The organism is Bacillus sp. PK6-16, from assembly GCF_056530295.1.
On record NZ_CP096511.1, the window covers coordinates 1,053,961 to 1,079,220 of the forward strand.

Here is a 25,260-nt window from a genome sequence, read left to right on the forward strand (position 1 = left end):
TTCGGTTATGTATAACTCTCTCATCAATATGGAACAATAAAAAGTAAAACATCCATATTGAATGTGAGGGATATACGTATGCGTATGAATGAAAAAGGGCATTCTGTTACAAATGGTGCAAATCAACTGTTTAACGTGAATTTTCATGATTTTATTTCAAAAGAGCAAAACAATACTTCAATGGAGCTTGCTTCCGAGTTTGGGATTTCTCTTCAAGATGTAAAGCGTTTAAAGAAGCAGATTGAACGTTCTTAGAGCACTTGACAATCCTACTTAACAAACGTATAGTAATTTTATATTTACATATGAATATAACCGTTGATAGAGAAGAGTAAATGAGACACACATGGAAAGAGAAGGAATGTCTTAGGCTGAAAACATTTCTGCATGATGACTGATTGAATGACACTCTAGAGGTTTCAACTTGAACGGCATATATGCTTAGTAGGGATGAACGCATATTTAAGCGTTATTAAAAAAGTGGAAGCATACGTGCTTCAATTAGGGTGGCACCACGGGTATAATACTCTCGTCCCTACTGTTTAAACAGTAGAGGCGGGAGTTTTTTTATTTTTATTAAGATTAAAACAATTTGAGGAGGAACTGAATATGTCTATTCAAATCCCACGCGGAACGCAAGATATTCTTCCAGGCACTGTTGAGTTATGGCAGTATATCGAAGGGCAAGCACGCGAAATTTGCCGTCGTTACAATTATAAAGAAATTCGTACACCAATCTTTGAACACACTGAGCTATTTTTACGCGGTGTTGGTGATACGACAGATATCGTACAAAAAGAAATGTACTCATTCCAAGATCGTGGAGAGCGTAGCTTAACATTACGTCCAGAAGGTACTGCACCTGTTGTACGTTCTTACGTTGAAAATAAAATGTTTGGTGATGCGACACAACCAACGAAATTATACTATATCGGTCAAATGTTCCGTTATGAAAGACCACAAGCAGGTCGCTATCGTCAATTCGTACAATTCGGTATCGAAGCAATCGGCAGTAATGACCCTGCAATTGATGCAGAAGTAATTGCACTTGCTGTTGAATTTTACCGCGGCATGGGCTTAAAAAATATTAAAGTTGTATTAAACAGTTTAGGTGACGCAGCGAGCCGTCAAGCACACCGTGATGCATTAATCGCACACTTTGAGCCACGTATCGGCGAATTCTGTTCTGACTGTCAATCTCGCTTAGAAAAGAACCCACTTCGAATTTTAGACTGTAAGAAGGACCGTAACCATGAATTAATGGGAACAGCACCATCTATTACAGAATACTTAAACGAAGATTCAGCAGTATACTATGACAAAGTTCAAGAATTATTAACGATGATGGATGTTCCGTTTGAAAAAGATCCGAACTTAGTGCGTGGTTTAGACTACTATCAACACACTGTTTTTGAAATTATGAGTGAGGCAGAAGGTTTCGGTGCAATCACTACATTAAGCGGTGGTGGCCGTTATAACGGGCTTGTACAAGAAATCGGTGGACCAGAAATGCCAGGTATCGGTTTTGCAATGAGTATTGAACGTTTAATTATGGCGCTAAAAGCTGAAAACATTGAATTACCACTTGAACATAGCATTGATTGTTACGTTGTGGCGCTTGGCGAAAAAGCGAAAGACCATGCTGCAAAAGTTGCGTTCGATCTTCGTAAAGCTGGATTGTCAGTTGAAAAAGATTATTTAGATCGCAAAATGAAAGCACAATTTAAATCAGCAGATCGTCTAAAGGCGAAATTTGTAGCTGTATTAGGAGAAGATGAGCTAGATAAAGGCATCATTAACTTAAAAGATATGGCAACAGGTGAACAAGAAGAAGTAGCGTTAGATGTATTTGCTTCATACGTAGCAGAGAAATTAATATAGGGGGAACTTACAGTGGCTGAAAGAACACATGCATGTGGAAAAGTAACAGTAGAAGCTGTTGGACAAACAGTTCAATTAAAAGGTTGGGTACAAAAACGCCGTGACTTAGGTGGATTAATCTTTATCGATTTACGTGACCGTACAGGTATCGTACAAGTTGTATTTAACCCAGAAACATCAAAAGAAGCGTTAGAAGTAGCAGAAACAATTCGTAGCGAATACGTATTACACGTAGAAGGTACAGTTGTTGAACGTGGTGAAGGCGCAATTAATGACAATATGGCAACTGGTCGTATTGAAGTACAAGCAACAAAAGTAAATGTACTAAATGCAGCGAAAACAACGCCAATTATCATTGCTGATGATACAGATGCATCAGAAGATGTGCGTTTAAAATATCGTTATTTAGACTTACGTCGTCCTGTAATGTTCAACACTTTCAAAATGCGTCACGACGTAACAAAAACAATTCGTAACTTCTTAGATACAGAAGAGTTCTTAGAAGTAGAAACACCAATTTTAACGAAAAGCACGCCAGAAGGAGCTCGTGACTATTTAGTGCCAAGTCGTGTACATGATGGTGAATTCTATGCATTACCACAGTCACCACAGTTATTTAAACAGCTTCTTATGGTCGGCGGATTTGAGCGTTACTATCAAGTAGCACGTTGTTTCCGTGATGAAGATTTACGTGCGGATCGTCAACCAGAATTCACGCAAATCGATATCGAAGCTTCATTCTTAACACAAGATGAAATTTTAGATATGATGGAGCGTATGATGACGAAAGTTATGAAGGATGCAAAAGGTGTAGAAGTGAGTGCACCATTCCCTCGTATGAAATATGCTGATGCAATGGCTCGCTACGGTTCTGATAAGCCAGATACACGCTTTGAAATGGAACTAACAGACTTATCTGAGTTTGCTGCAGGTTGTGGCTTTAAAGTATTTACAAGTGCTGTAGAAAGCGGCGGACAAGTAAAAGCAATTAATGCAAAAGGTGCTGCAAGTAAATATTCTCGTAAAGACATCGATGCATTAACTGAATTCGTGAAAGTATACGGTGCAAAAGGTCTAGCTTGGCTTAAAGTTGAAGAAGACGGACTAAAAGGACCGATTGCGAAATTCTTCGGTGAAGAAGATGCAAATGTGTTAATGAGCACATTAGAAGCTACTGCTGGCGACTTATTACTATTCGTAGCAGATAAGAAGAGCGTTGTTGCAGATAGCTTAGGCGCACTTCGTTTACGTCTAGGTAAAGAGCTTGAGTTAATTGATGAAAGTAAATTTAACTTCCTATGGGTAACTGATTGGCCACTTCTTGAGTACGATGAAGATGCAGATCGTTACTTCGCAGCTCACCACCCATTCACAATGCCATTCCGTGAAGACGTTGAGTTACTAGAAACAGCACCAGAAAAAGCACGTGCACAAGCATATGACCTTGTATTAAACGGTTATGAGCTTGGTGGTGGATCACTTCGTATTTACGAGCGTGACGTACAAGAAAAAATGTTCAAAGCACTTGGATTCTCACAAGAAGAAGCGCAAGAGCAATTCGGATTCTTATTAGAAGCATTTGAATACGGTACACCACCACACGGCGGAATCGCATTAGGTTTAGATCGTCTTGTTATGTTACTTGCAGGCCGTACGAACCTTCGTGATACAATTGCATTCCCGAAAACAGCAAGCGCAAGCTGCTTATTAACAGAAGCTCCAAGCCCAGTTGCAGAAGCGCAGCTTGAAGAACTGAACTTAAAATTAAGCCTGAAAGAAGAGAAGTAAGAATAGGGTCTAGATGGTTATACTATAACCGTCTAGACTTTTTTTGAGAGGTTGTTTAAAAAGTCCGGTTTAGATAACTGTCGCATCTCATCGTTGCTTCGCCAGTCCGGTGCTCGAGTAGTATTCCTACACTGCGCTCCTCCTGGCTTCAGCACCTCGATCCGCTCGGTTCTCTAAATCCTCCTTTTTAAACGTGTATTTAGGAAGAAATAAAATTCTGGTCTATGTTTTCATTCTCGAAATATGTATTTTTAGGAATTCTATAACTTTTTCTATACAAATAGTCGGAAAAACGCTAGAATACATGGTAGACCATTTTTGTAATAGGAGTGTAGAGCTGAATGTTACATCAATTTTCACGTAATGAATTAGCCTTTGGTAAAGAAGGACTTGAAATATTAAAAAATAGTACAGTCGGTATTTTAGGAATTGGCGGCGTAGGTTCTTTTGCAGCTGAAGCGTTAGCACGTTCTGGCGTAGGACGTCTCGTATTAGTTGATAAAGACGTTGTAGATATTACAAACGTAAACCGTCAAATTCACGCTTTAGTATCTACTGTAGGACGTTCAAAAGTAGAATTAATGAAAGAGCGTATCGCGGACATTAACCCAGAGTGTGAAGTAATTGGACTAGAAATGTTTTATACAGATGAAACATATGAAGAGTTCTTTAAGTACGGTTTAGACTTCGTAGTGGATGCATCTGATACGATTACGTTCAAAATTCATTTAATTAAACAATGTTTACGTCGTAAAATTAAAATTATCTCAAGTATGGGTGCAGCAAATAAAATGGACCCAACTCGTTTCCGTATTGCGGACATCTCTAAAACACATACAGATCCAATTGCGAAAGTCATTCGTACGAAGCTTCGTAAAGAGGGTATTAAAAAAGGTGTAAAAGTTGTCTTCTCTGACGAAAACCCAATCGTAATTCGTGAAGAAGTACGTAAAGAAATTGTACCAGACGAGAATGCAAAAATTCGTAAGGCGAAATTACCGCCTTCATCAAATGCATTCGTACCATCTGTGGCAGGCTTAATTATGGCAAGTCACGTTGTACGTGAACGCATTAAAAACGTAGAAGTGAAACGTGTAGGGCAAGAATAAAAGAAAAGCATATATCCATTTTGGATATATGCTTTTTTATATGTATTAAAGAAATATGAATATTTGCATCACTACTAGTTCAAATGTAAGTAAGGTTAGTAAGCAATAATCATATTTATCTGATTTATAGGCGGATGTCTTTTTTAGACTGTTAATGGTGAAAAGAGCTAAAGTTAGGACGAGAAGGCCAAGAGTTATTTTGAAGATTATTAATGAAATAGCAACCATCTCCCTTTAAAGGTATATGTTTATAATAACATTTTAGTAAAAAATATCTAATCTGTTGTAGGCGTTTCCTTGTATGACAAGGAGGAATGTTATTGTCAATCTTTGTCGTTAAATGGATATCCTTTATTGAATCGTTGATATATTATAAGTTGTGATAGATAAATTTGAAAAATCGTTGATATATTGTAAGTTGTGATAGATAAATTTGAAAAATCGTTGATATATTGCAAGTTGTGATAGATATATTCGAAAAACCGTTAATATAATTTCATTTACCGATATCTATATATGGTTCACCGAAAACAAACAGGGATGTCACTCAGTTAAAAAAGTGACATCCCTGTTTTTAATTCTCTGCAGAATAAATAATATCTAAATTCCCATTTTGATCGGTTTTGAAAATCGGGGCAATTTGCTCTTCTTGCTCTTCGACTGAAACAAGTTTTCGAGCACGATCCATAATTCGAACAAGCATCGCGTAATCTTCTTCGATTGCTTGTTGTTTTTTTATGAGTACCGCTAATTTCGTTTCAAGTTCATGATTCGTTTTTTGCAGAGAGGTGAGTTGAGCTTGTAATACATCATTTTCAGTTTGCAACTTTGCAAGTGAAGGATTGTTATGTTCTAAATTTTGTAAAAATGAAATGACATTTTGCATTGTAAGATCTTGTTTACTTGGCGTAATATCTTCTGAAAAATCGGCGTCAATTACGAGTTGTTTCGTTTTCGTGAACCGATCTTTTTCTATATTAGCTTCAGAACGTTTTAATTCTTTACGTTGTTTTTTTGCAAGCTGCACCGCATCTTCGTAATTCGGTCTTACTTCAGCATTCCATCTAAAGCCGCAAGCTGCTGAAGTCCGGTTCAACGCATCGCCGACTTCATCAAATGCTTTTATTTGTGTACTTCCGCTGCGAATATGTCGTAAAACAGTTTCTGCTAAAAGGAGATCATCTTCTTTTGTCCATGCATCTTGACGTGTTTTCATAAGCGAAGCCTCCATAATGGTGACGTTTTCGTTTATGTTACCCTTTATTTTTCGTTTTATTCGAAGTTTGTAATCTTTCATAAACAGTAGAAAGTGCTTGCTCAAATTTTCCTGTCGTTTTCGGTTTATAATATTGCTTGCTTTTTATTTTATCAGGTAAGTATTGTTGCCTTACCCAGCCGTTTGGATGGTCGTGCGGATATAAATATCCAATGCCTCTTCCAAGTGATTCTGCGCCTTTGTAATGACTATCTTTTAAATGGCTTGGAATGTCACCTGTTTGACCGTTGCGTAAATCGTGTAATGCAGCATCAAGTGCTTTATAAGCTGAATTTGATTTTGGTGATAAGCATAGCTCGATAACGGCATTTGCAAGTGGGATGCGTGCTTCTGGGAATCCAACTCGTTCAGCTGATTCAATTGCAGCTAGTGTACGTGGTCCAGCTTGTGGGCTAGCAAGTCCAATATCTTCATAAGCCATAATAAGAAGGCGTCTGCCAATGCTTTGTAAATCACCTGCTTCAATAAGGCGTGCTAAATAATGGAGTGCTGCATTTACATCACTTCCGCGCACTGATTTTTGAAATGCTGATAATACATCATAATGAGCATCGCCGCCTTTGTCGTGGACGAAGCTCTTCTTTTGTAAGCATTCTTCTGCAATCTCGAGTGTGATTTCAGCCGCTTGGTCGTCTGTAGTAAAGCTAGATAATACAGCAAGCTCAAGTGCGTTATAAGCGGAACGCATATCACCACCAGAGGCGTTTGCAAAGTGATGTAGTGCTTCATCTGTTACCGTTACTGCATATTCTCCAAGGCCTTTTTCTTTATCTTCCAAAGCTCTTTTTAACCCAATTAAAATATCTTCTTCTGTTAGTGCGTGTAATTCGAAAATTTGACACCTGCTTCGAATAGCGGAGTTTATTGCATGGAATGGATTACTTGTCGTAGCACCAATTAAAGTAAGAAGTCCGCTTTCTAAGTGAGGTAATAGAAAGTCTTGCTTTGCTTTATCTAGACGGTGAACTTCATCTAAAATTAAAACGAGGTGTCGATGCATCTTCGCTTCTTGTACGACAACTTCCATATCTTTTTTATTGTGAGTAACAGCGTTCAATAGACGAAACGGGGTACCGGTACTTCCTGCAATTGCACTGGCAATGGATGTTTTTCCTGTACCTGGAGGACCGTATAAAATCATAGATTGAAAATGATTGGCTTGGACCATTCGCCATAAAATTTTTCCTTCACCAACTAAATGTTGTTGCCCAATAATTTCTTGAATATTTGTAGGGCGCATTCGATGTGCGAGTGGTTGTTTCATTTGGACCGTCTCCCTTAATATATAATCTCGTTCTATCGTATCATTTTTTTCTACGGAATTTGAAATAGGATGCTGTTTTATGGGAAAAATGAAGGATAATATTTTCATTTTTCTTTCAATTGTAATAATTTCCGAGTTTTTCAATGTGATTTTATGTTATCATTTTGATACACAAGTTGAAATTTCTTATAATACTATATTATGCTATAATTTCATAGGATTTTAAATTGTGTTCTTTTTATAAATAAGATATAACCAATAGAAGTGAAAATTTGAAAAGAGGTGCAAAATAGATGAAGATTTCAACAAAAGGCCGCTATGGCTTAACAATTATGATTGATCTTGCAAAAAAGTTTGGTGAAGGTCCGATTTCATTAAAATCAATTGCGCAGGCGCATGACTTATCCGAGCATTACTTAGAGCAATTAATTTCACCACTTCGTAACGCTCGTCTTGTAAAGAGTACGCGCGGGGCATACGGCGGATATGTATTATCTGATCAACCGGCTAACATTACAGCTGGGGATGTAATCCGTGTATTAGAGGGACCGATTAGTGTTGTAGAAATGATAGAAGAAGAAGAGCCAGCACAGCGCCAGTTATGGATGCGTGTTCGTGATGCGGTGCAAGAAGTGTTAGATAGTACAACGTTAGAAGATTTAGTACGTTATGAGGAAGAAAATCACGGGGGCTATATGTTTTACATTTAATTCCTTGTGAAACGATTTGGAAAGAAGGAGATTTAATGGAACGCATTTACTTAGATCATGCTGCGACATCTCCGACTCACCCAGAAGTGGTCGAAAAGATGATTCCATATATGACAGAAATATTCGGGAACCCGTCTAGTATTCACTTTTATGGACGTCAAACGCGCCATGCAGTAGATGAGGCGAGACGAGTGTGTGCACGCAGCATTCATGCGAATCCGAATGAAATTATATTTACGAGCGGTGGTACAGAAGCTGATAATTTAGCGCTTATCGGTGTAGCACGTGCGAACCGTCATAAAGGTAACCACATAATAACGACGCAAATTGAACATCATGCGATTTTGCATACGTGCGAATTGTTAGAGCGTGAAGGGTTTGAAGTGACATATTTACCTGTCGATGAAACAGGGCGTATTCAAGTTTCTGACATACAAAAGGCATTAACAGAAGAGACGATTCTTGTATCTGTTATGTTTGGGAATAATGAAGTAGGGACAATGCAACCAATTGTGGAAATAGGAAAGCTGCTAAAAGATCATCAAGCTTATTTCCATACAGATGCGGTACAAGCTTACGGTTTAGTAGAAATTAATGTGAAAGAGTTTGGAATTGATTTATTATCAATTTCAGCTCATAAAATTAATGGGCCAAAAGGTGTAGGGTTCTTATACGCTGGTGCAAATGTGAAATTTGAACCGTTATTAATAGGCGGAGAGCAAGAAAGAAAACGCCGTGCTGGTACGGAAAATGTGCCTAGTATTGCTGGGCTTCAGCATGCAATTCTTATAGCTGAAAAAACTCGTGAGCAAAAAAATGCCCAATATGAAGAGTTTAAAGATATAATGGTATCTGTCTTCAAAAATGAAGGCATTACTTTCGAGGTAAACGGAAACTTAGAACATCGCTTACCGCATGTACTTAATGTAAGTTTTACAGGAATGAACATTGAACCATTTCTTGTGAACTTAGACCTTGCTGGCATTGCAGTATCGAGTGGTTCTGCTTGTACAGCTGGTTCGATTGATCCATCACATGTATTAGTAGCGATGTTTGGAAAAGACTCCGATCAAATACGTTCATCCGTACGCTTTAGTTTTGGACTTGGAAATACGAAAGAGCAAATTGAAAAAGCGGCGTACGAAACAGTGAAAATCGTGAAGCGATTAACACAAAATTAGCATGGGAGGTGACATGATGAACAAACTACCTCAAGAAACACGCGTTGTCATCGGTATGTCCGGTGGCGTCGATTCATCTGTAGCAGCACTTTTATTAAAAGAGCAAGGTTATGATGTAATCGGAATTTTTATGAAAAACTGGGATGATACAGATGAGAATGGTGTCTGCACAGCAACAGAAGATTACAATGATGTAATTGAAGTGTGTAACCAAATTGGTATTCCGTATTATGCAGTAAACTTTGAAAAACAATACTGGGATAAAGTATTTACGTACTTCTTAGATGAGTACCGAGCTGGTCGTACACCAAACCCAGATGTAATGTGTAATAAAGAAATTAAATTTAAAGCATTTTTAGAGCATGCAATTGCGCTTGGTGCGGATTATGTGGCAACAGGCCATTATGCACGCGTTGCTTATATGGACGGCGAATATAAAATGCTTCGCGGTGTTGATGACAATAAAGATCAAACATATTTCTTAAATCAATTAAGCCAAGAGCAATTATCAAAAACAATGTTCCCGTTAGGTGAATTAAAGAAACCGCAAATTCGTGAAATGGCGAAAGAAGCTGGCTTAGCGACAGCGGCGAAAAAAGATAGTACAGGTATTTGCTTCATTGGTGAGCGTAACTTTAAAGATTTCTTAAGTAACTACTTACCGGCACAACCAGGTGTAATGCAAACATTATCTGGTGAAGTGAAAGGGAAGCATGACGGTTTAATGTATTATACAATTGGACAACGTCATGGCCTTGGAATTGGTGGTAATGGTGATCCATGGTTTGCTGTTGGGAAAAATCTAAAAGAAAACATTTTATATGTTGATCAAGGATTCCATAACGAACTTCTATATGGTGATGAAGTTATTGCTACGAATGTAGGATGGGTAAGTAACAAAGAAAAAGAAACAGAATTTAAGTGCACGGCGAAATTCCGTTATCGTCAAGAAGACAATAAAGTAACGGTTCAAATCGTTGATGAAAATACAGTTCGTATTCTTTGTGATGAGCCAATTCGTGCAATTACACCAGGACAAGCAGTCGTTTTCTATGATGGAGATGAGTGCTTAGGCGGTGCTACAATTGATGAAGTATACCGTAGTGGTAAGAAATTGGATTATTTAGGATAAATGAGAAGCCTCTGCCGATTAGCGGTTAGAGGTTTCTTTTACATAAAGCGAATTTTCGTTCGCTTGGAAAATACATTCTTTGTTATAATTTGTTGTAGAGGTGAAGGACATGTCAAACAAACTTGAAACAGGTATTCAATATATGCAAGAAGGAAACTGGGAAGAAGCAGCTAAAAATTTTACAGAAGCAATCGAAGAAAATCCGAAAGATGCGCTTGGATACATTAATTTTGCAAATTTATTAGACGTATTAGGTGATAGCGAGCGAGCGATTTTATTTTATAAACGCGCACTAGAGTTAGATGATAAATCTGCAGCTGCCTATTATGGTTTAGGAAATGTATATTATGGCCAAGAGCAATTTACTGAGGCGAAAGCTGTATTTGAACAAGCAATGCAAGCTGGATTACAATCAGCTGATGTAACATTTATGTTAGGTATCACACATGTACAGCTTGGAAATGATCGTCTTGCACTACCATTCTTACAAAGAGCAACAGAATTAGATGAAAACGATGTAGAAGCTGTATTCCAGTGCGGACTTTGCTTCGCGCGATTAGAACACGTTCAAGAGGCGAAACCTTATTTTGAAAAGGTATTAGAAATGGATGAAGAGCATGCAGATGCATATTACAATTTAGGTGTTGCGTACGTATTTGAGGAAAATAATGAGAAGGCTCTCGCTTTATTTAAGAAAGCAACTGAAATTCAGCCAGATCACTTTTTAGCGGGTAATGGCGTTCGTTTATTAGAGCAAGAAGCTGAATAAGATAAAAATATAGTTTAATGGGTAGTTATCCCTCATCTAAAAAGGTGGGGGATGTACTGCTCATTAAAGTGAAAATATCGGAAAGGAGAGGAAAGATGGGAAATCAACATGCAATGGATTTGTTTGAGGAAGAGAAAAAGTTTATAAAAGCGCAAGTTCTTCATACCATTTTCCACAACGAAGAAAACCTCTATTCCGTTGTCAGTATGAAAGTCATTGAAACGAATGAAACGTATGACGAAAAGAAAGTAATGATAAACGGTCATTTTCCCCGCATGCATGAAGATGAAGTGTTTACATTGACAGGTCATTTTAAGGACCATCCAAAGTATGGAAAACAATATATGGTTGAAACATTTAAAAAAGAATTGCCGCAAACAAAAGCAGGTATGGTGCAATATTTAGCGAGTGATTTATTTAAAGGGATAGGAAAGCGTACAGCTGAGAAAATTGTGGACCATCTCGGAGAACATGCTATTTCTAAAATTATGGATGACCCTGAGGCATTAAATGGTGTTGTTAATAAACAAAAGGCTCAGGAAATATATGAGACAATTGTTGAACATCAAGGATTAGAGAAAGTAATGAGCTTTTTAAATGGCTACGGTTTTGGAACGAAACTTTCTATTAAGATTTACCAGCAATATAAAGAGATGACATTAGAAGTGATTCGTAATAATCCGTATCAACTTATTGAAGAAGTGGACGGGATTGGTTTTGGAAGAGCGGATGATATAGGGCGTGCGTTAGGGATATCGGGTAATCATGACGACCGTGTACGAGCGGGATGTTTTTACACATTAGAGAATGTCTCATTACAACTTGGTCATGTTTATATGAGGAAAGATCAACTTGTAAGAGAAACGATGTCACTTTTAAACAATCAAGAAGGAAGAGTGACTGAGGAAGATATTATAGGTTGTATTGAAACGATGCAAAGTGAAGGGAAAGTCATCATAGAAGAAGAACGAGTGTATTTAGCGACGTTATTCTACTCTGAAAAAGGTGTTGTAAAGTCTATTCGCAGGCTTATGAATCAAGAAGAAACACCTTCATTTCCAGAAGCGGAAGTGTTAAAAACGTTAGGTGAAATTGAAGAACAACTGAACGTACAATATGCACCGTTTCAGCAAGAAGCAATTCAAACGGCACTTCATAAACCGATGATGTTATTGACAGGTGGACCAGGAACAGGGAAAACAACAGTTATTAAAGGGATTGTTGAAATGTATGCGTCACTTCACGGATTATCGTTAAATCCGAATGAATACAGTGATGATAATCCATTTCCAATACTATTAACAGCTCCAACAGGAAGAGCAGCGAAGCGGATGAGTGAATCGACAGGACTTCCAGCTTGCACAATTCACCGTTTACTTGGTTGGACGCCAGAAGGATCTTTCCAGCGTAATGAAACGGATCCTGTCCAAGGTAAGCTCCTTATTATCGATGAATTTTCAATGGTTGATATTTGGCTTGCAAATCAGCTATTTAAGTCGTTGCCGACGAATATTCAAGTTATCGTTGTAGGTGATGAAGATCAGTTGCCATCTGTAGGACCTGGACAAGTATTAAAAGATTTATTAAATGCAGGCGCAGTTCCGACAGTGAAGCTTACTGAAATTTATCGTCAAGCGGAAGGCTCATCAGTGATTCAACTTGCCCATGCGATAAAAAATGGAACGCTACCACCAGATTTAGCGCAAAACAAAAAAGATCGTTCGTTTATCAGCTGTACAGGGGCTCAAATTGTTGAGGTTGTGAAAAAAGTTTGCGAAAATGCTAAAACAAAAGGCTTTAGTGCAAGGGATGTTCAAGTATTAGCACCGATGTACCGCGGGCCTGCTGGTATTAATGTATTAAACGAAGCGCTGCAACAAGTATTTAATCCGAAGAGGGAAAAGAGTAAAGAAATTGCTTACGGCGATGTTGTGTACCGAAGAGGCGATAAAGTACTGCAACTCGTGAATCAGCCGGAGAGCCAAGTGTTTAATGGTGATATTGGGGAAATTGTTTCGGTGTTTTATGCGAAAGAGAACGTTGAGCAACAAGATATGATTATCGTTTCATTTGATGGAATTGAGGTAACGTATACGAAGCCCGATTTAAATCAAATTACGCATGCATATTGTTGTTCCATTCATAAATCACAAGGTAGTGAATTTCCGATTGTTATTATGCCAATCGTGAAAAGTTACAACCGTATGTTACGTCGTAATTTAATTTACACGGGTATTACAAGAAGTAAGAAGTTCCTTATTATTTGCGGGGAGGAAGCAGCTTTCCAATCTGGTGTAAATCGCCTTGATGATGCAATGCGTCAAACAACTTTAGCTAGTCGCTTGCAAGAATCACAAGGAGAAGTACAGATGGTCACAGTTAATGGCGAGGAAATGGACGTGGAAAACATTTCACCGTATGATTTCATGTAACAAGGTGAAATTATATAGTGAAACTTTCAAACGCATAGCGTTGAAAGGCTCCAGTAATGTATAAATGAATGCAGTTTGGACATAATGGCGAATAGAATCTGGGAGACTGTAAGGAGATGAAAGCCATATGTTCATTTGTCCAAATTGCAAAGGGAAAGACATTGGAAAAATAGGTGTCAACCAATTTTATTGCTGGAATTGTTATATCGAATTATCGGTTTCAAAGGGGAAAATCCATACACATCAAGTTGAGGAAGACGGTTCATTAAGCTCTCTTGATGATTTATTTGATGAGAATGAAAGAACGATCGGATAACGAAAAGGGGGATTTACTTTGAATCTACGCAATTCATTAATCGCATTAGGTGTTGGAGCTGCAGCATATCAATATGCTCGTAAACAAGATGTATTTTCAAAACGCAATATGAAAAAAGCACGTAAGATGATTAAGTCTTACTTATAATCATTTCGATAAATTGAAAAACTCCCTTGTAGACAAGGGAGTTTTTTTATGCACCCATATGCAAATAAAAAAGTCCGATCTCTGAGAAAAGATAAGATAGACCGTAGCAGCCAACGCCAAGTATTCCATACTGCCATAATTGCTTCGCTTTTTCTTTACGTGAGGAATGAATAAAGAACCCCTTCCAAATACCGAACCCGATACAAATCCATTCAAGAATCATAAAAATTGCTGATAATCCAAGCATAAACAAAACCATAATTGGCCCTCCTGATTATATTAATTCATGCTGTATTCTCAGGGGTGGTTGTCCTTGTTATGTTATTTATATGTACGTCTTTAAAAAACAGTATGGTCCGTATGAAAAGATTTTAAAAGTTTCGCACATAACCTACCCCATTTATTTTCAAAATAAAGGTGGAGGAGGTTTTTCATGTGAAGAATCTTAAAATCATTTGGATATATCGTTTAGGATTATTGTTACTTGTTTTTCTTTGTCTGCTCGTCTTTTTAAAAATTAAGCCGCTATGGGCACCGATTATTTTTGTATTTAAAGTAGCAATCACGCCGTTTCTTATCGCGTGTTTTATTGCGTATTTATTGCACCCTTTAATTGAAAAAATTCATAAGGAAGGGATGCCCCGTACACTTGCCATTTTGCTCATTTATATCCTTTTCTTTGGCGGAATTGGTTATGGGATTTATAAAGGAACACCAGTCGTTATTAAACAGTTACAAGAGATTAATGAACAATTTCCCCAGTTTACAAAGATGTACGATTCGTGGATGGATGGCGTTACAGAACAAACAGCGAATTTCCCTTCGTTCATTCATGAAAAGGTGAAACAACTTTTTGTGGGTGTGGAAACGAAGATTCAAGCGCTTTTAAATAAAGTGATGAGTACAGCTCGTGGTGTACTCGATTCATTGCTCATTATTTTCTTAATACCGTTCATTGTATTTTACATATTAAAAGATTATGGTGAGTTTTATCATATCTTTTGGAAACTAGTCCCAAGTAAATGGCGAGGTACGGGGCAAATGCTTGCGAAAGAAATTGATAAGTCACTTGGAAGCTATATTCGAGGACAGTTATTTGTTTGTTTAGTATTAGGGGGAGTATCAGCTCTTTCTTTTTGGTTTATCGGTATGAAATATCCATTATTGCTTGGCATTATTATTGGGGTAACGGATATAATCCCATACTTCGGTCCTATTTTAGGAGCGATCCCGACGTTAATGATTGCAGCAACAGTATCAACGAGTTTACTTATTAAGGCGGGGATCACGATTGCGATTTTGCAATTTGTGGAGAGTAACATTTTATCGCCTTACATCGTTGGTAAGTCACTTCGTATGCATCCCGTTATTATTATGCTTGCCTTACTAGTTGGGGGAGAGGTAGCTGGGATTGTAGGGTTACTAATATCTGTTCCGATTTTAGCAGTTATTCGCACTGTCATTGTTCATGTGAGACCGCTCTTGAAAAAAGAAGATGTGTAAGTATAGAAGCCCTCTATGTAAGAAATAGAGGGCTAATCATATATTTATTTAGAAAGCTGCTCGTGTATCTTTTGAACGAGGGAGCTCACATCATTTGTTTGAATATGTTTTATTTTTTTCCATTCGTTATCATACATAAATATAATTTGATTGTTGAAAAGACGCTTTTGTTCTTTTAGATTAGAAATTTTTGCGAAAGAGTACTCTTCAAATATTGGATTCTTACTTACATCTGGCCCATAAAAGAATAGTCTTTTGTTCGTTAAAATTAGCAATCCTGGCCTTGCGACGGAACGATAAATAAATATGTCTAATGAACATGCTGCGTAAAATAATATCGTTTCGTCAGTCGCTAATATGTTTTTAGCTTTGCTAAGTAAGGTTGTCATTGTGATCGCTCCTTTATTTTATTAACAATAATTTAATTATAGCAAAAAAAGTAATATTTAGAAATTTTTATAAATCATTCTTATAAGGAGATTCCGATTTGTTAATAAATGCATACTATATGAAAAGGCTGTTAAGAATGAATAGTAGAATACCTATGATAAATAAGCAATTAATACAATATAAATGATTATCTACATTGACAAACTTAAGAGAATTCTATTATATTTAGTCATATAATACATTAAATCAATGACGGAACAAGTACGTTACAGTCCATTTCTAGAGAGAAGCTTCCATATGGCTGAAAGAAGCTTTAGATGAAGGGTAACAGAAAGCTAATCCTGAGAGCAGCTAATCACTGCCGTCTTGCCACGTTACGGCACCATGAGGTGATGAATTGATTGTTATTGTAATCAATTCATAATTAGGGTGGTATCGCGAGTTAACTCTCGTCCCTTTTATAGGGACGGGAGTTTTTTATATTTAAGGAGGAAAATACAATGAAACAACTAACAGGCGCACAAATTCGTCAAATGTTTTTAGACTTTTTCCAAGAAAAAGGACATGCAGTAGAACCTAGTGCATCACTAGTTCCGCATGAAGATCCATCTCTTTTATGGATTAATAGTGGTGTAGCTACATTAAAAAAATATTTTGATGGACGCGTAATCCCACAAAATCCACGTATTACAAATGCTCAAAAATCAATTCGTACAAACGATATTGAAAACGTAGGGAAAACAGCTCGTCACCATACATTCTTTGAAATGTTAGGAAACTTCTCAATTGGTGATTACTTCAAAGAAGAAGCAATTACATGGGCTTGGGAATTCTTAACGAGCGACAAATGGATCGGATTCGATAAAGAATTACTATCAGTTACAATCCATCCAGAAGATGAAGAAGCATTCACAATTTGGAATGAGAAAATGGGCGTTCCAAAAGAGCGTATTATTCGCTTAGAAGAAAACTTCTGGGATATCGGTGAAGGACCAAGTGGACCGAATACAGAGATTTTCTATGACCGCGGAGAAGCTTACGGTAATGACTTTAGTGACCCAGAATTATATCCAGGCGGAGAAAACGAGCGTTACTTAGAAGTATGGAACCTTGTATTCTCTCAATTTAACCATAATCCAGACGGTTCATATACACCACTTCCTAAGAAAAACATTGATACAGGGATGGGTCTAGAGCGTATGACATCTATCGTTCAAGATGTACCTACGAACTTTGATACAGACCTATTCATGCCGATGATTGGTGCAACAGAAACAATTTCTGGTGAAAAATATCGTAATGGCGATTTAGAAAAAGATATGGCATTCAAAGTAATTGCTGACCATATCCGTACAGTAACATTCGCTGTTGGTGACGGTGCTCTTCCATCTAACGAAGGCCGTGGTTATGTATTACGTCGTTTATTACGCCGCGCTGTTCGTTATTCGAAGAAATTAAACATCAACCGTCCATTTATGTTTGAATTAGTACCGGTTGTTGGAGAAGTAATGAAAGACTTCTATCCAGAAGTACTTGAAAAGAAAGATTTCATTGCGAAAGTTGTGAAGAACGAAGAAGAGCGTTTCCATGAAACACTTCATGATGGTGAAGCGATTTTAGCTGAAGTAATTGCAAAAGCAAAAGAAGAAAAAACAACTGTTATTTCTGGAGTAGATGCGTTCCGTCTATATGACACATACGGTTTCCCAATTGAATTAACAGAAGAATATGCAGAAGAAGCTGGCATGACAGTTGATCATGAAGGTTTTGAAAATGAAATGGAAAAACAACGTGAGCGTGCACGTGCTGCTCGTCAAGACGTTGATTCTATGCAAGTTCAAGGTGGTGTCCTTGGAGAAATTAAAGTAGCGAGCGAATTCGTTGGTTACGGTACAGTTGCAACAGAAAGTAACGTTGTTGCACTTGTGAAAAACGGCGAATACACAGACAGCTTACAAGCTGGTGAAGAAGGACAGTTAATTCTTGATGTAACACCATTCTATGCTGAGAGCGGTGGACAAATTGCAGACCGTGGTTACCTTCTTGCAGATGGTGTGAAAGTTCTTGTAAAAGACGTACAAAAAGCACCAAACGGCCAAAACTTGCATAAAGTTGTTGTTGAAGAAGGTACATTAACGAAAGATGCGGCTGTAAAAGCTATTATCGATACGAAAAACCGTAGTAGCGTTGTAAAAAATCATACAGCAACTCACTTACTACACCAAGCATTAAAAGACGTACTTGGAACACACGTTAACCAAGCAGGTTCTCTTGTAACTTCTGAACGTCTACGTTTTGACTTCTCTCACTTCGGTCAAGTACAAGCTGACGAATTAGAAAAAATTGAGCGTATGGTAAACGAAAAAATTTGGGAAAGTATTGATGTTGAGATTTCTCAAAAAGCAATCGAAGAAGCGAAAGAAATGGGCGCAATGGCATTATTCGGTGAAAAATACGGAGATGTTGTACGCGTTGTACAAGTTGGCGATTACAGCTTAGAGCTTTGTGGTGGTTGTCACGTTGATAATACAGCTTCTATCGGTATTTTCAAAATCGTTGCTGAGTCTGGTATTGGTGCAGGAACTCGTCGTATTGAAGCAGTAACTGGTAAGTCTGCATACGAATTAATGAACGATCAAGTAGGTTTATTAAAAGAAGCAGCAGGAAAAATGAAAACAAATCCGAAAGATATTTTAACAAGAGTTGATGGTCTATTTGCTGAAGTGAAACAACTGCAAAAAGAAAATGAATCTCTTGCTGCAAAATTAAGCAATATCGAAGCTGGAAACTTAACTGATTCTGTAATGACAGTTGATGGTGTGAATGTATTAGCAGCGAAAGTAAATGTTGCAGATATGAACAACTTACGTACGATGATGGATGATCTGAAAAATAAATTAGAGTCAGCAGTTGTTGTATTAGCGTCTGTTAATGACGATAAAGTAAACATCCTAGCAGGTGTAACGAAAGACTTAATTAGCCAAGGTTACCATGCTGGTAAACTTGTGAAAGAAGTAGCTTCTCGTTGCGGCGGTGGCGGTGGTGGCCGTCCTGATATGGCACAAGCAGGCGGTAAAAACCCAGCTCAAGTCGAAGAAGCTTTAGCATTTGTACAAGAGTACGTTAAATCTGTTTCAAAATAAAGAGATAGTAGTGTACAATGGTAGGGAGAGGAGAAGTTCTTCTCCCTATACTTACTATATAAGTGAGGTGCTTGAAATGGACGGTTTTGATAAAACAATGAAGTTTAGCATTCAAGATGAAAAACAGAGTGTCCATGTAAATGATGTACTTTTAACTGTGTATGATGCACTTCAAGAAAAAGGCTATAATCCGATTAACCAAATCGTCGGTTATTTATTAAGTGGAGACCCAGCATACATACCTCGCCATAAAGATGCACGTAGCATCATTCGCAAGCTTGAACGTGATGAGTTAATTGAAGAGCTTGTGAAGTCTTACTTGAAACATCATCGTGAGGAGTAGTTTATGCGGATATTAGGTTTAGATGTAGGTACAAAAACAGTCGGAGTTGCAATTAGCGACGAAATGGGCTGGACAGCACAAGGATTAGAAACAATTAAGATTAACGAAGAACGAGGTCACTTTGGTTTTGATCGTATTTCTGAGTTAGTAAAGCAGTACAATGTGGACAAAATAGTAGTAGGTTTACCTAAAAATATGAATGGTACAATTGGCCCACGTGGTGAAGCGTGCCAACAATTTGCAGAAAACCTACGAGAGCTGTTACAATTAGACGTTGTAATGTGGGACGAGCGTTTGTCAACGATGGCAGCGGAACGTCTACTCATTTCAGCCGATGTAAGCCGTAAGAAGCGAAAGCAAGTAATTGATAAGATGGCTGCAGTCGTAATCTTACAAGGATTTTTAGATAGTAAATAAGAGGTGACCAAAATGGAAGAAAATCAAATTACAATTGTAGACGAAAAAGGTAACGAACATTTATGTGAAATTATTTTCACTTTTGACGCTGAAAAATTTGGCAAAAAATCATACGTAGTCTTCTCTCCAATCGGTGAAGTAGACGAAGATGGAGACCAAATTTATGATGCAATGGCTTATGAGCAAAATGAAGAAGAGGGCGGAACTTTACTTCCAATCGAATCTGAAGAAGAGTGGGAAATGGTACAAGAAATGTTTAACACTCTAGCTGATGAGCAAGAAGCTGAATAATAAGTACTGAAAAGATGGACGATATACAGTCCATCTTTTTTTGTATTTATATGTAAAATGAAAGATTTTTTGTCGAAACTGTGTAAGTCTTTGTAGTATAATGAGACGGATTGTAGAAAAATAAATTGTCAATTAAAAAAGATAAGTGAATTTGTTGCGTTTTTACATCGTGCTGTATAGAAAAGTGTACATACGGTCTACAATTAAGTAAGGAGGAAATGTTTTGATAGAGAATCAAGTGAAAAAGAAGCGTAGACGCATCTTTTTATTTTCGATTATTGCACTGCTTTTAGTTTGTGGTTCAGTCTATGCGTATATTTCATCCGCATTAGGACCAGTTGATAGCGGGAATAAAAAAGAGATTGAAGTAGAAATTCCGAAAGGATCATCTACAAGTAAAATTGGAGAAATTTTAGAAGAAAAAGGCGCTGTAAAAAACGGTACAGTTTTTAGTTTTTATACAAAGGCTAAATCGAAAAGTTTACAAGCAGGTACATATTTATTAAATCCTTCAATGAATGCTGAAGATGTGATCGAACAAATGTCATCTGGCAACGTGCATCGTCCAGCTCTTTATAAAGTGACGATTAAAGAAGGGGCGCAAGTAACTGAAATTGCAGAAACGATTGCGACAGAACTAAAGTGGAATAAAGATGATGTTACGCGTCAATTAAACGATAAAGCATTTATTCAAAAAATGCAGCAAAAGTATCCGAAGTTATTAACGGATAAAATCTTTGATAGTAATATTAAATACCCATTAGAAGGTTATTTATATCCTGCAACGTATTCGTTTTATAAGAAAGATACGACGTTAGAAGAAATTGTAATTCCAATGCTTGAGAAAACAAATGCAATCATTGTTCAAAATGAGGCGAAAATGAAAGCGAAGAATTGGGATGTTCATCAGCTTTTAACATTATCTTCACTTATTGAAGAAGAGGCAACTGGTTTTACAGATCGTCAAAAGATCTCTAGTGTCTTTTATAATCGTTTAACAAAAGGTATGCCGCTTCAAACGGATCCAACGGTATTATATGCACTTGGAAAGCATAAACAACGTGTATTATACGAAGACTTAAAGGTCAACTCACCGTATAATACATATGTTGTAAAAGGATTGCCGGTAGGGCCGATCGCAAACTCTGGTAAACATTCAGTGGAAGCTGCGTTAGAACCTGCGCAAACAGATTATTATTATTTCTTAGCTGCACCAAGTGGTGAAGTGTATTATGCGAAAACATTAGAAGAGCATAATGCATTAAAGCAAAAATACATTACGAAAAAACAGTGAAATGGGGAGGGATAGCGAAAAAAGTCGCACATCCCTCTTTTTTGTGGTAAAATATATCGGGTTAAAAACTGGCAGAAGAATCGTTTTTAATATCAAAACGGGACGTACAAGCTAAGGGTAAAGCTGGCTTGTATTTTTATTGCATTCTATGTGTGAAAAGACGTCATAGAGGCACTTCTCCATGTAAATAAGGAGGACCATTTATGGAGGATGCAGTTAACGAGTACCTATTATCATTTATTGATCCGAAAGATAAATTAATTCTTGAAATGGAAGAATATGCAACAGAAAATCATGTGCCGATTATGGATCGACTTGGAATGGAATTTATGCTGCAATTTTTACGTTTAATTGGACCGAAAAGCATTTTAGAACTTGGAACAGCAATCGGTTATTCTAGTATTCGTATGATGCAAGCTATTCCAAATACACGTATTGTGACAGTTGAGCGCAATCGTGAGCGATATGAAAAAGCACTTGAATATATAGAACGTTCCCCAGTAACAGATCGTATTTCAGTTATTTACGGTGATGCGTTAGAGACAGGTGAACAAGTAAAAGAACACGGGACATTTGACGTTATTTTTATTGATGCAGCAAAAGGACAGTATCGTCGCTTTTTTGACTTATATGAACCGTTATTAAATCCTGGTGGAGTAATTATTTCAGATAATGTTATGTACCACGGTCTTGTAACGACAAAAGAGAAAATTGAAAACAGACGTACACGTGGTTTAATCCGTCGTATTAAGACGTACAATGAGTGGCTTATGAATCATGAAGGATATGATACAACGATTTTCCCAATTGGTGATGGAGTAGCTGTTAGTAAAAAGAGAGGGTGACCAAGGTATGAAGAAACCTGAATTGTTAGTAACGCCAAGAGCGGTGGCGGATATCGAACCTCTTGCGAAAGCAGGAGCAGATGCGGTAATGATCGGTGAGCAAAAGTTTGGTTTACGTTTAGCAGGGGAGTTTTCACGTGAAGATGTAAAACAAACTGTGAAGATTGCACATGAAAATGGTGTGAAAGTATACGTAGCCATGAACGCTATGTTCCACAACGATAAAGTAGAAGAATTAACAGATTACGTTTCATTTTTAAACGAAGTAAATGTAGATGCAATTGTTTTCGGAGATCCAGCGGTATTAATGGCTGTTCGCGAAGTAGCACCAAATATGCAGTTGCACTGGAATACAGAAACGACAGCAACAAACTGGTTCACTTGTAACTACTGGGGACAAAGAGGAGCGAAGCGCGCTGTATTAGCTCGTGAGCTGAGCTTAGATGAAATTGTTGATTTAAAAGAAAATGCTGAAGTGGAACTAGAAGTACAAATTCACGGTATGACTTGTATGTTCCAATCGAAGCGTTCATTAGTAGGAAACTACTTTGAGTATCAAGGACGTAATCTTGACATTGAAAAGAAAAAATATGAAGAGAATATGTTCTTATATGACCCAGAGCGTAACAATAAATATCCAATTTATGAAGATGAAAATGGTACTCACATTATGAGTCCCAACGATATTTGTTTCATCGATGAATTAGAGGAACTAATCGAAGCTGAAGTTGATAGCTTAAAAATCGACGGTGTACTAAAAAGCTCTGAATACATTATTGAAGTAACGAAGAAATATCGTCAAGCGATTGATTTATGCGTAGAAGATCGTGATGCATATTATGACGTGAAAGATGATCTATATAAAGAAATAGAAGAAATGCAACCAGTAAATCGTCCGTTAGATACAGGATTCTTCTTTAAAGAAACGGTTTACTAAACGAGGAGGGTGTAGGAAATGACTGTACAAGAAATTTCACGAGTGATCGATGGCAAACGTGTTATTGTGAAGAAACCTGAACTGTTAATCCCTGCGGGTAACTTAGAAAAATTAAAAGTAGCTATCCATTACGGGGCAGATGCTGTATATTTAGGTGGACAAGAATTTGGTCTTCGTTCGAATGCAGGTAACTTTACGCTAGAAGAAATGGCAGAAGGCGTTGAGTTTGCAAAGAAGTATGGAGCAAAAATATACGTAACAACAAATATCTTTGCACATAATGAAAATATGGACGGGCTAGAGGAATATTTAAAAGGGATTGAAAAAGCTGGCGTAACGGGAATTATCGTTGCTGATCCGCTTATCATTGAGACTTGTAAACGCGTAGCGCCTTCTGTTGAGGTGCATTTAAGCACACAGCAATCACTATCCAACTGGAAAGCAGCACAGTATTGGAAAGAAGAAGGTTTACATCGTCTTGTATTAGCTCGTGAAGCAAGCTATGAAGAAATGAAAGAAATTAAAGAAAAAGTGGATATTGAAATTGAAGCATTCGTACATGGTGCAATGTGTATCGCATATTCAGGAAGATGCACATTAAGTAACCATATGACAGCGCGTGATTCTAATCGTGGTGGTTGTTGCCAATCTTGCCGCTGGGATTATGATTTAGTTCAAACAGTATCACAACATAAAGATGCAAAAGAGCTTCCTCTATTCCAAGAAGGAGATGCTCACTTTGCGATGAGTCCAAAAGATTTAAATTTAATTTTATCAATTCCGAAAATGATTGAAATCGGAATCGATAGCTTAAAGGTAGAAGGACGTATGAAATCAATCCATTACGTAGCGACTGTAGCAACTGTATATCGTAAAGTAATTGATGCTTATTGTGCGGATCCAGATAACTTTGAGTTTAAACAAGAATGGTTAGATGAGCTTGATAAATGTGCAAATCGTGATACAGCTCCTGCATTCTTTGAAGGGGTTCCAGGACATCAAGAGCAAATGTTTGGAAATCATAGTAAGAAAACAACGTATGATTTTGCTGGTTTAGTGTTAGATTATAATGAAGAAACGGGCATCGTAACGATTGAGCAACGTAATCATTTCAAACCAGGACATGAAGTGGAGTTCTTTGGACCAGAAATAGAAAACTTTACGCAAACGGTGGAGAAAATTTGGGATGAGGATGGAAACGAATTAGATGCAGCGAGACATCCGTTGCAAATCGTGAAATTCAAAGTGGATCAACGAGTGTATGTGAATAATATGATGCGCAAAAGCATACTTCAATAAGAAAGAGTGATAGTCGAATGGGGACGAATAAGCCTGTTGTAATTGGAATTGCTGGTGGTTCGGGATCAGGTAAAACGAGTGTAACGAAAGCGATTTTTGACCATTTTAAAGGTCATTCTATTTTAATCTTAGAGCAAGATTATTATTACAAAGATCAAAGCCATTTACCAATGGAAGAGCGTTTAAAAACAAATTATGATCATCCGCTTGCGTTTGATAATGATCTGTTAATTGAACATTTGCAGCAGTTGCTTGCATATGAGCAAATTGATAAGCCTGTATATGACTATACATTGCATACGCGTTCAGAAGAAATTATTCCAGTTGAGCCGAAAGATGTAATTATTTTAGAAGGAATTCTTATTTTAGAAGACCCACGTCTTTGCGAGTTAATGGACATTAAATTATTCGTTGATACGGATGCTGACCTTCGTATTCTGCGCCGCATGCAGCGTGATATTAAAGAGCGCGGTCGTACGATGGATTCAGTTATTGATCAGTACGTAAATGTTGTACGTCCAATGCACAATCAATTTATTGAGCCTTCTAAGAAATTTGCGGATATTATTATCCCTGAAGGTGGACAAAACCACGTTGCAATTGATATTATGGTGACAAAAATTGCAACAATTCTTGAACAAAAAGTAAATTTGTAATAGCATAGTAAAAGATATACGGTAGGAAGGGATTTTTTCCCTTCCTATCGAATACAATGAAACATGCAACCTCATCTATATATAGGTGAGGGCATATTTATATCAACTTTCCATACATATCTTCTTTATATAAAGAA

The 25,260-nt window shown here is 37.4% G+C and carries 25 protein-coding genes and 2 other annotated features; of the genes, 21 read left to right on the plus strand and 4 right to left on the minus strand.

Annotated features, from left to right (window positions below; translation table 11 throughout):
• Positions 1 to 78: 78 nt before the first annotated feature.
• From M1D66_RS05410 to M1D66_RS05425, 4 genes are all read left to right on the plus strand, one after another.
• Positions 79 to 255 (plus strand): hypothetical protein, encoded by a 177-nt coding sequence (locus M1D66_RS05410; protein WP_001242605.1) that lies wholly within the window; start codon positions 79 to 81, stop codon positions 253 to 255.
• Between the two features lie 54 nt (positions 256 to 309).
• Positions 310 to 540 (plus strand) — a binding site (T-box leader).
• A gap of 69 nt (positions 541 to 609) precedes the next feature.
• Positions 610 to 1,881, plus strand: coding sequence for a histidine--tRNA ligase (gene hisS, locus M1D66_RS05415; RefSeq protein WP_000027084.1), 1,272 nt, complete (start codon positions 610 to 612; stop codon positions 1,879 to 1,881).
• Positions 1,882 to 1,893: 12 nt separating this feature from the next.
• Entirely contained in the window at positions 1,894 to 3,669 is a 1,776-nt protein-coding gene (gene aspS, locus M1D66_RS05420) for an aspartate--tRNA ligase (protein ID WP_000840898.1), read from the plus strand.
• Between the two features lie 341 nt (positions 3,670 to 4,010).
• Positions 4,011 to 4,778: a tRNA threonylcarbamoyladenosine dehydratase gene (locus tag M1D66_RS05425; RefSeq protein ID WP_000903179.1), complete on the plus strand. Its 768-nt coding sequence runs from the start codon at positions 4,011 to 4,013 to the stop codon at positions 4,776 to 4,778.
• Positions 4,779 to 5,352: 574 nt separating this feature from the next.
• Here the strand turns inward: M1D66_RS05425 and M1D66_RS05430 are convergent.
• Positions 5,353 to 5,994, minus strand: a complete 642-nt coding sequence (locus M1D66_RS05430) for an RsfA family transcriptional regulator (RefSeq protein WP_086386111.1) — start codon at positions 5,992 to 5,994, stop codon at positions 5,353 to 5,355.
• Between the two features lie 37 nt (positions 5,995 to 6,031).
• Positions 6,032 to 7,318 carry a replication-associated recombination protein A gene (locus M1D66_RS05435; protein ID WP_000812943.1) on the minus strand — a complete coding sequence of 429 codons (1,287 nt, stop codon included), beginning with the start codon at positions 7,316 to 7,318 and terminating at the stop codon, positions 6,032 to 6,034.
• 293 nt (positions 7,319 to 7,611) lie between these two features.
• Between M1D66_RS05435 and cymR the strand changes: the two genes are divergently transcribed.
• The 7 genes from cymR (at position 7,612) to M1D66_RS05470 (ending at position 14,005) form a co-directional block, all read left to right on the plus strand.
• On the plus strand, positions 7,612 to 8,028 hold the full coding sequence (cymR, locus tag M1D66_RS05440) for a cysteine metabolism transcriptional regulator CymR (RefSeq protein ID WP_000704116.1): 417 nt from the start codon (positions 7,612 to 7,614) through the stop codon (positions 8,026 to 8,028).
• Positions 8,029 to 8,063: 35 nt separating this feature from the next.
• Complete coding sequence (locus M1D66_RS05445) at positions 8,064 to 9,209, plus strand: cysteine desulfurase family protein (RefSeq protein ID WP_000439882.1); 1,146 nt, start codon at positions 8,064 to 8,066, stop codon at positions 9,207 to 9,209.
• A gap of 16 nt (positions 9,210 to 9,225) precedes the next feature.
• The gene (gene mnmA / locus M1D66_RS05450) at positions 9,226 to 10,341 is read left to right on the plus strand and encodes a tRNA 2-thiouridine(34) synthase MnmA (protein ID WP_001038021.1); all 1,116 of its coding nucleotides are present in this window, start codon (positions 9,226 to 9,228) and stop codon (positions 10,339 to 10,341) included.
• 109 nt (positions 10,342 to 10,450) lie between these two features.
• Complete coding sequence (locus tag M1D66_RS05455; RefSeq protein ID WP_000066409.1) at positions 10,451 to 11,110, plus strand: tetratricopeptide repeat protein; 660 nt, start codon at positions 10,451 to 10,453, stop codon at positions 11,108 to 11,110.
• 95 nt (positions 11,111 to 11,205) lie between these two features.
• A complete protein-coding gene (recD2, locus tag M1D66_RS05460; protein WP_000528082.1) occupies positions 11,206 to 13,542 on the plus strand; it encodes an SF1B family DNA helicase RecD2 in 2,337 nt (778 codons plus the stop codon).
• A 127-nt stretch (positions 13,543 to 13,669) separates the two neighbouring features.
• Positions 13,670 to 13,858: a hypothetical protein gene (locus tag M1D66_RS05465; RefSeq protein ID WP_000469281.1), complete on the plus strand. Its 189-nt coding sequence runs from the start codon at positions 13,670 to 13,672 to the stop codon at positions 13,856 to 13,858.
• An 18-nt stretch (positions 13,859 to 13,876) separates the two neighbouring features.
• Positions 13,877 to 14,005 (plus strand): YrzQ family protein, encoded by a 129-nt coding sequence (locus M1D66_RS05470; RefSeq protein WP_001053553.1) that lies wholly within the window; start codon positions 13,877 to 13,879, stop codon positions 14,003 to 14,005.
• Positions 14,006 to 14,051: 46 nt separating this feature from the next.
• Here the strand turns inward: M1D66_RS05470 and M1D66_RS05475 are convergent, their stop codons facing one another.
• Entirely contained in the window at positions 14,052 to 14,264 is a 213-nt protein-coding gene (locus M1D66_RS05475) for a hypothetical protein (protein ID WP_000242533.1), read from the minus strand.
• Between the two features lie 176 nt (positions 14,265 to 14,440).
• On the opposite strand from M1D66_RS05475, the gene M1D66_RS05480 reads away from it, so the two are divergent.
• Positions 14,441 to 15,508 (plus strand): AI-2E family transporter, encoded by a 1,068-nt coding sequence (locus M1D66_RS05480; protein ID WP_000793128.1) that lies wholly within the window; start codon positions 14,441 to 14,443, stop codon positions 15,506 to 15,508.
• A gap of 44 nt (positions 15,509 to 15,552) precedes the next feature.
• Here M1D66_RS05480 and M1D66_RS05485 read toward each other — a convergent pair whose 3' ends face one another.
• The gene (locus tag M1D66_RS05485; protein ID WP_000209578.1) at positions 15,553 to 15,897 is read right to left on the minus strand and encodes a PH domain-containing protein; all 345 of its coding nucleotides are present in this window, start codon (positions 15,895 to 15,897) and stop codon (positions 15,553 to 15,555) included.
• A 241-nt stretch (positions 15,898 to 16,138) separates the two neighbouring features.
• Positions 16,139 to 16,358, plus strand: a binding site (T-box leader).
• 40 nt (positions 16,359 to 16,398) lie between these two features.
• On the opposite strand from M1D66_RS05485, the gene alaS reads away from it, so the two are divergent.
• The 9 genes from alaS to udk all read left to right on the plus strand — a co-directional run bounded on the left by alaS (position 16,399) and on the right by udk (position 25,123).
• On the plus strand, positions 16,399 to 19,041 hold the full coding sequence (gene alaS, locus M1D66_RS05490; RefSeq protein ID WP_000811825.1) for an alanine--tRNA ligase: 2,643 nt from the start codon (positions 16,399 to 16,401) through the stop codon (positions 19,039 to 19,041).
• Between the two features lie 76 nt (positions 19,042 to 19,117).
• Positions 19,118 to 19,384, plus strand: a complete 267-nt coding sequence (locus M1D66_RS05495; protein ID WP_000348590.1) for an IreB family regulatory phosphoprotein — start codon at positions 19,118 to 19,120, stop codon at positions 19,382 to 19,384.
• Between the two features lie 3 nt (positions 19,385 to 19,387).
• Entirely contained in the window at positions 19,388 to 19,801 is a 414-nt protein-coding gene (ruvX, locus tag M1D66_RS05500; RefSeq protein WP_001221193.1) for a Holliday junction resolvase RuvX, read from the plus strand.
• Between the two features lie 12 nt (positions 19,802 to 19,813).
• Positions 19,814 to 20,092 (plus strand): DUF1292 domain-containing protein, encoded by a 279-nt coding sequence (locus M1D66_RS05505; protein WP_000392247.1) that lies wholly within the window; start codon positions 19,814 to 19,816, stop codon positions 20,090 to 20,092.
• A 223-nt stretch (positions 20,093 to 20,315) separates the two neighbouring features.
• Positions 20,316 to 21,386, plus strand: a complete 1,071-nt coding sequence (mltG, locus tag M1D66_RS05510; protein ID WP_000572139.1) for an endolytic transglycosylase MltG — start codon at positions 20,316 to 20,318, stop codon at positions 21,384 to 21,386.
• A gap of 203 nt (positions 21,387 to 21,589) precedes the next feature.
• Positions 21,590 to 22,231 (plus strand): O-methyltransferase, encoded by a 642-nt coding sequence (locus M1D66_RS05515; protein WP_086386114.1) that lies wholly within the window; start codon positions 21,590 to 21,592, stop codon positions 22,229 to 22,231.
• A 7-nt stretch (positions 22,232 to 22,238) separates the two neighbouring features.
• On the plus strand, positions 22,239 to 23,168 hold the full coding sequence (locus M1D66_RS05520; protein WP_000742801.1) for a peptidase U32 family protein: 930 nt from the start codon (positions 22,239 to 22,241) through the stop codon (positions 23,166 to 23,168).
• Positions 23,169 to 23,186: 18 nt separating this feature from the next.
• Positions 23,187 to 24,467 carry a peptidase U32 family protein gene (locus M1D66_RS05525; RefSeq protein ID WP_000217974.1) on the plus strand — a complete coding sequence of 427 codons (1,281 nt, stop codon included), beginning with the start codon at positions 23,187 to 23,189 and terminating at the stop codon, positions 24,465 to 24,467.
• Positions 24,468 to 24,484: 17 nt separating this feature from the next.
• Entirely contained in the window at positions 24,485 to 25,123 is a 639-nt protein-coding gene (gene udk, locus M1D66_RS05530; RefSeq protein WP_000537078.1) for a uridine kinase, read from the plus strand.
• Positions 25,124 to 25,260 lie beyond the last annotated feature (137 nt).